General features: G+C 74.5%; 6 protein-coding genes. 3 read left to right on the top strand and 3 right to left on the bottom strand.

From position 1 onward, the window contains the following. The first annotated feature begins 121 nt into the window (after positions 1 to 121). The 3 genes from HHX33_RS22525 to HHX33_RS22515 are packed head-to-tail and all read left to right on the top strand — an operon-like array spanning position 122 to position 3,574. On the top strand, positions 122 to 1,309 hold the full coding sequence (locus HHX33_RS22525) for an LLM class flavin-dependent oxidoreductase (RefSeq protein ID WP_182876346.1): 1,188 nt from the start codon (positions 122 to 124) through the stop codon (positions 1,307 to 1,309). A gap of 58 nt (positions 1,310 to 1,367) precedes the next feature. Further along, the gene (locus tag HHX33_RS22520) at positions 1,368 to 2,423 is read left to right on the top strand and encodes an LLM class flavin-dependent oxidoreductase (RefSeq protein ID WP_182876345.1); all 1,056 of its coding nucleotides are present in this window, start codon (positions 1,368 to 1,370) and stop codon (positions 2,421 to 2,423) included. Next, positions 2,420 to 3,574 (top strand): LLM class flavin-dependent oxidoreductase, encoded by a 1,155-nt coding sequence (locus HHX33_RS22515; RefSeq protein WP_182876344.1) that lies wholly within the window; start codon positions 2,420 to 2,422, stop codon positions 3,572 to 3,574. The genes HHX33_RS22520 and HHX33_RS22515 overlap by 4 nt, the downstream gene beginning before the upstream one ends. Positions 3,575 to 3,626: 52 nt before the next feature. On the opposite strand, the gene HHX33_RS22510 is transcribed toward HHX33_RS22515, so the two are convergent. The 3 genes from HHX33_RS22510 to HHX33_RS22500 are packed head-to-tail and all read right to left on the bottom strand — an operon-like array spanning position 3,627 to position 7,160. Continuing rightward, positions 3,627 to 5,057 carry a serine hydrolase domain-containing protein gene (locus HHX33_RS22510; protein ID WP_182876343.1) on the bottom strand — a complete coding sequence of 477 codons (1,431 nt, stop codon included), beginning with the start codon at positions 5,055 to 5,057 and terminating at the stop codon, positions 3,627 to 3,629. A 25-nt stretch (positions 5,058 to 5,082) separates the two neighbouring features. Continuing rightward, a complete protein-coding gene (locus HHX33_RS22505; RefSeq protein WP_220502076.1) occupies positions 5,083 to 6,159 on the bottom strand; it encodes an LLM class F420-dependent oxidoreductase in 1,077 nt (358 codons plus the stop codon). Next, positions 6,156 to 7,160, bottom strand: coding sequence for a glutathione S-transferase C-terminal domain-containing protein (locus HHX33_RS22500; RefSeq protein WP_182876342.1), 1,005 nt, complete (start codon positions 7,158 to 7,160; stop codon positions 6,156 to 6,158). The genes HHX33_RS22505 and HHX33_RS22500 overlap by 4 nt, the downstream gene beginning before the upstream one ends. Positions 7,161 to 7,163: the final 3 nt, after the last annotated feature.

Here is a 7,163-nt window from a genome sequence, read left to right as displayed (position 1 = left end):
ACCGGGGGCGGCGGTGTCATCGAGGCCTTTCACAGGCGACCGAACAGGGCCGTCACCCCGGCTCCCGCCGAGTCCCTTCCACAAGACCCTACGCGGGCCCCGCAGTAAGGATGGTGCCCTAGTGACCCTGCACCTCGCCGTCGCACTGGACGGGGCCGGCTGGCACCCGGCCGCCTGGCGGGCCGAGGGCGCGCGACCGGACCGGCTGTTCACCCTCGCCTACTGGGCGGACCTCGCCGCGGAGGCCGAGCGCGGCCTGCTCGACTTCGTCACCTTCGAAGACGCGCTCGGCCTGCAGTCGACCCGCCTGAACGAACCCGACGAGCGGCTCGACCAGGTGCGCGGACGGCTCGACGCGGTGCTGATCGCCTCCGGCGTCGCACCGCTGACCTCGCGGATCGGCCTCGTGCCGGCCACCGGCACGACCCACACCGAGCCGTTCCACGTCGCGATCGGCATCGCCTCCCTCGATCACATCAGCGGCGGCCGGGCCGGCTGGCGGCCCCAGGTCTCGGGCCGCCCCGACCACGCCGCGCACTTCGGCCGCCGGGTCCTGCCTCCGCTGGACTTCTCCGACCGCGCCGATCCCGCTTTCGCCCGGCACGTGGCGGACCTGCTCGGCGAGGCCGCCGACGCGGTGGAGGTGGTCCGCCGCCTGTGGGACAGCTGGGAGGACGACGCCGAGATCAGGGACGTCGCGACCGGCCGGTTCGTCGACCGCGACAAGCTGCACTACATCGACTTCCGCGGCGCCTGGTTCAGCGTGAAGGGTCCCTCGATCACGCCGCGCCCGCCGCAGGGGCAGCCGCTGGTCACCTCCCTCGCCCACGACAGGCAGCCGTACGAGTTCGCCGCCCGGGCCTCCGACGTCGTGTACGTCACGCCGCGGGACCGGGAGGACGCCTTCGCGATCGTCGAGCAGGTGCGCGCCGCGGAGGCCGCGACCGGCCGGGCCGGGCCGCCGTTGAAGATCTTCGCGGACCTGGTGGTCTTCCTGGAGACCGGCGGCGCGGCCGACCGGAAGGCGCGGCTCGACGACCTCGACGGGGGCGAGTTCGTCTCGGACGCCCACATCTTCACCGGCACCCCGGAGGCGCTCGCCCGCCTGCTGCTGAGCTGGCGGGAGGCGGGGCTGGACGGATTCCGCCTCCGGCCGGGCGAGCTGCCCCGCGACCTGGTGGCCATCACCAGGGGCCTGGTGCCCGAACTGCGGGCGGCGGGCGCGTTCCGCACCGCGTACGACACCGGGGACCTGCGCGGGCGGCTCGGCCTGCAGCGCCCCGCCAACCGCTACGCGACGGCGTCGTGAGCGGCGTCACCGCTCCGGGCGGTCCTGCGCGGCTCGCGGGCGGGGAGGTGGTCCGGGCGTGAAGTTCCTGGCCATGACGCTCGGGTTCCACCTGCCGCATCCGCTGACCGGCGAGCTCAGGTCTCCGACGGAGCGCTTCCGCGAGATCGTGGCGAGCGCGGTGCTCGCCGAGGAACTGGGCTTCGACGGCTTCGCCTTCGGGGAACGGCACGAGCGGCCGTTCCTGTCCTCGTCCCCGCCCGTGGTGCTGAGCCACGTCGCGGCACTGACCCGCCGGATCAGGTTGTTCACCGCGGTGACCACGCTCAGCCTCCTCGACCCCGTGCGGGCGTTCGAGGACTACTCGACCCTCGACCACCTGTCCGGCGGGCGCCTGGAGCTGATGATCGGCAAGGGCAACGGCACCGCCCAGGCGGAGCTGTTCCACGTCACCGGAGAGGACCAGTGGGACCGCAACCGCGAGGGCTACGAGCTCTTCCGGCGGCTCTGGCGGGAGGACCGGGTGACCTGGTCCGGCCGCTTCCGACCGCCCCTGGCCGAGGCCGAGGTGCTCCCCCGGCCGCTCCAGCGGCCGGTGCGGGTCTGGCACGGCAGCGCCACCAGCAGGGAGTCGGTGGACCTCGCCGCCCGATACGGCGACCCCCTCTTCTCCGCCAACGTCACCAATCCCGTCGAGCCGTACGCGGAACTGGTGCGGTACTACCGGGAGCGGTGGGAGCACTACGGCCACGACCCGGCCGGCGCGCTGGTGGGAGCGGGCAGCGCGGGCTACTACGCCACGCCGAGATCGCAGGACGCCGTCGAGACCTACCGGCCCATCTTCGACGCCAGGGTGGCGTTCCTGGAGAAGCATGGGCTCGACCCGGTGTTCCACACGCTGGAGGACGCCGTCGAACGCAGCTCCATCCTCGTCGGCAGTCCCCAGCAGATCATCGACAAGGTGCACCGCTACCACGAGCGGCTCGGCCACGAGGTGTTGCACGTGCAGGCGGAGGCCGACGGGCTGACCGGCGCGCAGCACCGGGCGTCGCTCGAACTGTTCCAGAGCGAGATCGCTCCCGTCCTGCGCGCGGAGATCCCCAGCAGGCCGTTCCCCACCGGAGGACCCGCATGACCCGCCTGTCTGTTCTCGACCTCGCTCCGATCTCCTCCGGAGCCACCGCGCGGGACGCCCTGCGCAACACCGTCGACCTCGCCCGCCGGGCCGAGGACGCCGGATACCACCGCTACTGGCTGGCCGAGCACCACCTCACCCCCGGCGTGGCGAGCTCCGCGCCCGCGGTCCTCATCGGCGCGGTGGCCGCGGCCACCCGCCGCATCCGGGTCGGCTCCGGCGCGGTCCAGCTCGGCCACCAGACCCCGCTCACCGTGGTGGAGCAGTTCGGCACCCTGGACGCGCTGCATCCCGGCCGCATCGACCTGGGCCTCGGCCGCTCCGGCCAGCGCGCCCGGGAGCTGCTCACCACCCCGCCGGACGTGCCCCAGCCCGCCGATCCTCAGCCCACCGACCCGCCTGCCCCGGGGGCGCGGACGGTCCGGGGCCTGCTGATCCCGCCGCCGTTCTCGTTCGCCGCACTCGCCAAGCACCCGCTGTTCGCCCTGGCCGGCGCGCTGCTGCAGCAGCCCGGCGCGCGGACGCCCGACTTCGCCGTCCAGGTCGACGAGATCATCGCGCTGCTCGCCGGCCGCTACCGCTCCGACGAGGGGCAGGAGGCGCACGCCCAGCCCGGGGAGGGCGCCGAGGTGGAGCTGTGGGTCCTGGGCAGCAGCGGCGGCCAGAGCGCGCAGGTCGCGGCCGAGCGCGGGCTGCCCTTCGCGGCGAACTACCACGTGAGCCCGGCCACCGTGCTGGAGGCGGTCGAGGCCTACCGCGACGCCTTCAAGCCGTCCCGGGACTATCCCGAGCCGCACGTCATGGTGTCCGCCGACGTCCTGGTCGCGCCCACCGAGGAGGAGGCCCGCCGCGCGGGCGAGCCGTACGGGCTGTGGGTGCGGAGCATCCGGTCCGGCGGGGGCGCCGTCCGGTATCCCTCTCCCGAGGAGGCGTACGCGCACGAGTGGAGCGAGGAGGACCGGGCACTCGTCGCGGACCGGGTGGACACCCGGTTCGCGGGCACCCCCGAGAAGGTGGTGGAGGGGCTGCGCGTGCTGAAGGAGGCGACCGGCGCCGACGAGCTCCTGGTGACCACGATCACGCACGACCACGCCGACCGCGTCCGCTCTCAGGACCTCCTCGCCGAGGCGTGGGCGGACGCCGGCGTCTGAGCACCGGGGTCGCCGGCCGCGGCCTCGGGACGTGGAGCCCGGCCGGCGCCTCCTACGCCACGTCGGGCCGCGTCATCAGCGGCGACCGCAGATGCGACACCAGATCGGGGCTGGTCAGGGGCACGATGTTCCACGTCGCCACCGCCGTCCCCGCGCCCGCGTCGACCACCAGCCGGACCCGGTGCGGAGTGGTGACGACGTAGAGGTCGGCGACGAACGTGTCGCCCTGCCAGGCGCCGGTCGCGACGACGGGGCGGCCGAGCGGCGAGCTCTCCCGCCATTCGCCGTGGCCGGCCTCGACGGCGAGGAACGACCCGAATCGCAGGAGCCATCCACCGTCCACCGGATCGACGATCACCGTGGTTCCGCCGGGCAGGGCCGAACCCTCGGCGGAGGCGTCGAGTCTCGCCTCGGCGGAGCGCTCCGGGGCGGCCGCACCCGGCACCGGCGCGAGTGACAGCCGCCGCAGCCGGTCGGCGAGGATCTCGTCGTCCCCGGCGCTTCCCGCGTGGTCCGTGCCGGGGAGCAGGCACTCCCATATCGCGTCGAGCACCGCCTGCGCCTGCCTATGGGCCCCGGTCACGGCGACCACGAGATCGTGCGACGGCACGACCACGCACTGCTGGCCGAAGGAGCCGTCACCGTGGTATCCGTGACGCGACATCCAGAACTGGTAACCGTAACCGCAGAGGTAGTCGGCGTCCCCCGATCCGTCCTCGAACGGCAGGGTGTCGACGTGCCGTCCGGTCGCGAGCTCCACCCATTCGCGCGGGACGAGCCGCCGGTCGCCCCAGAGGCCTCCGCGCAGCAGCAGCTCACCGAAGGCGGCGACGGCCTCGGTCGTGAGGTGCAGTCCGTGGAATCCGAAGGCGGCACCGCTCGCCACCCGGTCCCATTCGGCGTGGTCCACGCCCATCGGCCCGAAGAGGCGCTCGTCGAGCAGTTCCGGGAGACCGCGGCCCGTGACCCGTTCCACCATCCGGGCCAGGACGAAGGTGGTCGTGTTGTCGTAGGTGTGCCGGGTTCCCTCGGCTTCAGCGAACGGCACGCGCAGGAAGCCCTTCACCAGGTCGCCCGGCTCCAGTTCCCAGGCCTGGGCGAGGCTGTCCGTGCGGTGTCCGGCCGTCATGGACAGCAGGTGGTGAACGGTGAGGCGGCGTGCCTGCTCCGAAATGCCGGCCGGAACGTGGCCGGGCAGCACGTCCACCACCCGGTCGTCCGGCGCGAGCAGCCCGTCGGCGATCGCGAGCCCCACGGCGACCGAGGTGAACGACTTGGTCAGCGAGTAGAGGAGGTGCGGGCGTCCGGCCGAGTACGGCGCCCACCAGCCTTCGGCGACGACGTGACCGTGGTGCACGACCATGACGGAGTGGCACTCGACGGATCGCGCTTCCAGCCGGTCCAGCAGCGCGGCGACCGCGCGGGACGACATCCCCGAGGCGGCCGGGGTCGAGCGCGGCAGCAGGGTGCGCTGGGAGGGCATCCGCGCACCCTAACAAATCCGCGGGTCAGCTCCGTCCCGGGGACGCGGCGTGGTCGTCCGGGACCCGCAGGGCGGCCAGCACCTCCGGCAGGGCGCCGGGGGCCGCGTCCAGCTCCGGGGACGGGGTGACGTGGAGCTCGACCGCGGTGACGCCGGGGTGCAGGTACCGCGCGATGTGGGCGCGGCACTCCTCCGGCGAGCCGTGCACCCACAGCTCGTCCACGACCGAGTCCGGGAGCGCCTCGGCCGCGCCCCGCCGGTCCCCCGCGTCCCAGGCGGCCCGCGACGCGGCCAGCGCGTCGCCCCGGCCGAGCCAGTCGTGGAACGCGCGGTAGGGCGGCTGGTTGAGGATCCAGCCGAGGAAGGCGCGTCCGGCCGCCCGGGCGTACGCCGCGTCGTCCGTCGGCGTCACGAAGATCTTGACGACCAGTTCCTGCCCGTCGGCGGGCGGCCCGGCGGCCTCGACGATCCTCGGCACCTCGTGGGCGGCCAGCACGTTGGTGATCGCGCCGTCCCCCTCGGTGAAGGCCAGCTTCAGCATGCCGGGCCGCAGCGCGCCCACGATGACCTTCGGCCGCACCGGGGGACGCCGCCGGAGCTCGAAGTCGATCGAGAAGGTCTCGTACGTCTCCACGACGTGCTCCCCGTCGAAGGCCCGGCGCAGGAACCGCAGCAGGTCCCGCACGTGCGCGTACGGCCGTCCGTGCGGGCGGCCGTTCAGCGCGGTGACGTGGGCGGGGACGGACGAGCCGATGCCGAGCAGCACCTCGGCCTGGCCCAGCTCGGCCATGGAGGCGGCCGTCTGGGCGAGCACGCCGGGGCCCCGGGTCTGGGCCGGCAGGACGCCCGTGCCCGCCCGCAGGCCCGGCGACCAGGCCAGGGCCGCGGTCAGCGCGGTGAGGCCGTCGTAACCGCCGCCCTCCCCGGTCCACACGTCGCCGTAGCCCAGGGAGGGCAGCGCCTCGACGATCTCCCGGTGCCGGTGCAGCCCGAGCCCCGCCAGCGGCAGCGTGACCCCCCAGCGCACCGCGGCCGCCGGCGGCCCGGCCCCGGCGCCTCCGGAGACCCCGGCCCCGGCGTCTCCGGACGCCGCGATGCTCACACGTGCTCCCCGGCGAGCGCCTCGCGGCCGTGCGGCTCGGCCCAGTCCGCCTCGTGCGGCGCGACCTCGATCCGCACCGGCCCGCCGCCGGAGCCGGCGGGCCTGCCGGGCAGCCGGAACGCGGCGAAGTCGGTCGTCTCGCGGAACGCCGGGATGCCGTACAGGTCCCTGGCGTACGCCCAGAGGTTGGGGTAGCCGGTCAGCGGCCGCTCGCCGATCCCGGCCAGCGGGTTGTGCAGCAGGTCGAACCGGACCAGCACCACCCACAGCTGCACGTCGGACTCGGTGAGGCGGTCGCCGAACAGGTACCGCCGGTCGGCCAGGCGGGCGTCGAGCCGGTCCAGCGCGCCGGTGACCTGCTCCCGCCGCCACTCGTACTCCTCCTGCGTGGAGGCCCTGGCGACCAGGTTCACGCCCTGGCCGAGGTCACGGGCGATCTCCTCGTCCAGCGCCTCGATCTCGTCCCGCAGGTCCGCCGGGTAGAGGTCCACGCCCGAGCCGGCCCACTCGGCGAACGCGGTGCCGAGGTCGGCGGGGATCACCGCGTAGTCGTTGCTGACGATCCGGTTCGTCCGCCGGTCCCACACCACCGGCACCGAGATGTGGCCCGGATATCCGGGCTCCGTGGCGTCGTAGGCCTCGGACAGGAGCGTGAAGCCGTTGACCGGGTCGGGGCCGCGCCGCTCGCGGAACGCCCACCCGCGCGCGTCCCGGTCGTCGTCCACGTATGACAGCGACACGACGTCCCGCAGCCCGGCGAGGTCGCGCACGATGGCGACGCGCTGCGCCCACGGGCAGGTGTAGGAGACGTACAGGTGGTAGCGGCCGGGCTCGGCGGGGTACTCGCCGGACCCGCCGGCGGTGATCCGGCCCTGGAACGGATAGAGGGGTCCCGGCCGGTCGGTCCGGCCCGGTCCGTACGGCCCGTGGGCGGCGACGTCGGCGGGGCTCGCGTACGCGGGCGCGTGGGCGGGCGTCTGGGCGGGCGCGTGGGTGGTCATGGG

Origin of the sequence: Microbispora sp. H10670 (genome assembly GCF_014161385.1) — a bacterium.
Classification (GTDB): domain Bacteria; phylum Actinomycetota; class Actinomycetes; order Streptosporangiales; family Streptosporangiaceae; genus Microbispora; species Microbispora triticiradicis.
The sequence above is the reverse complement of the archived record's forward strand: the minus strand, read 5'-3'. Positions and strand labels throughout refer to the sequence as shown.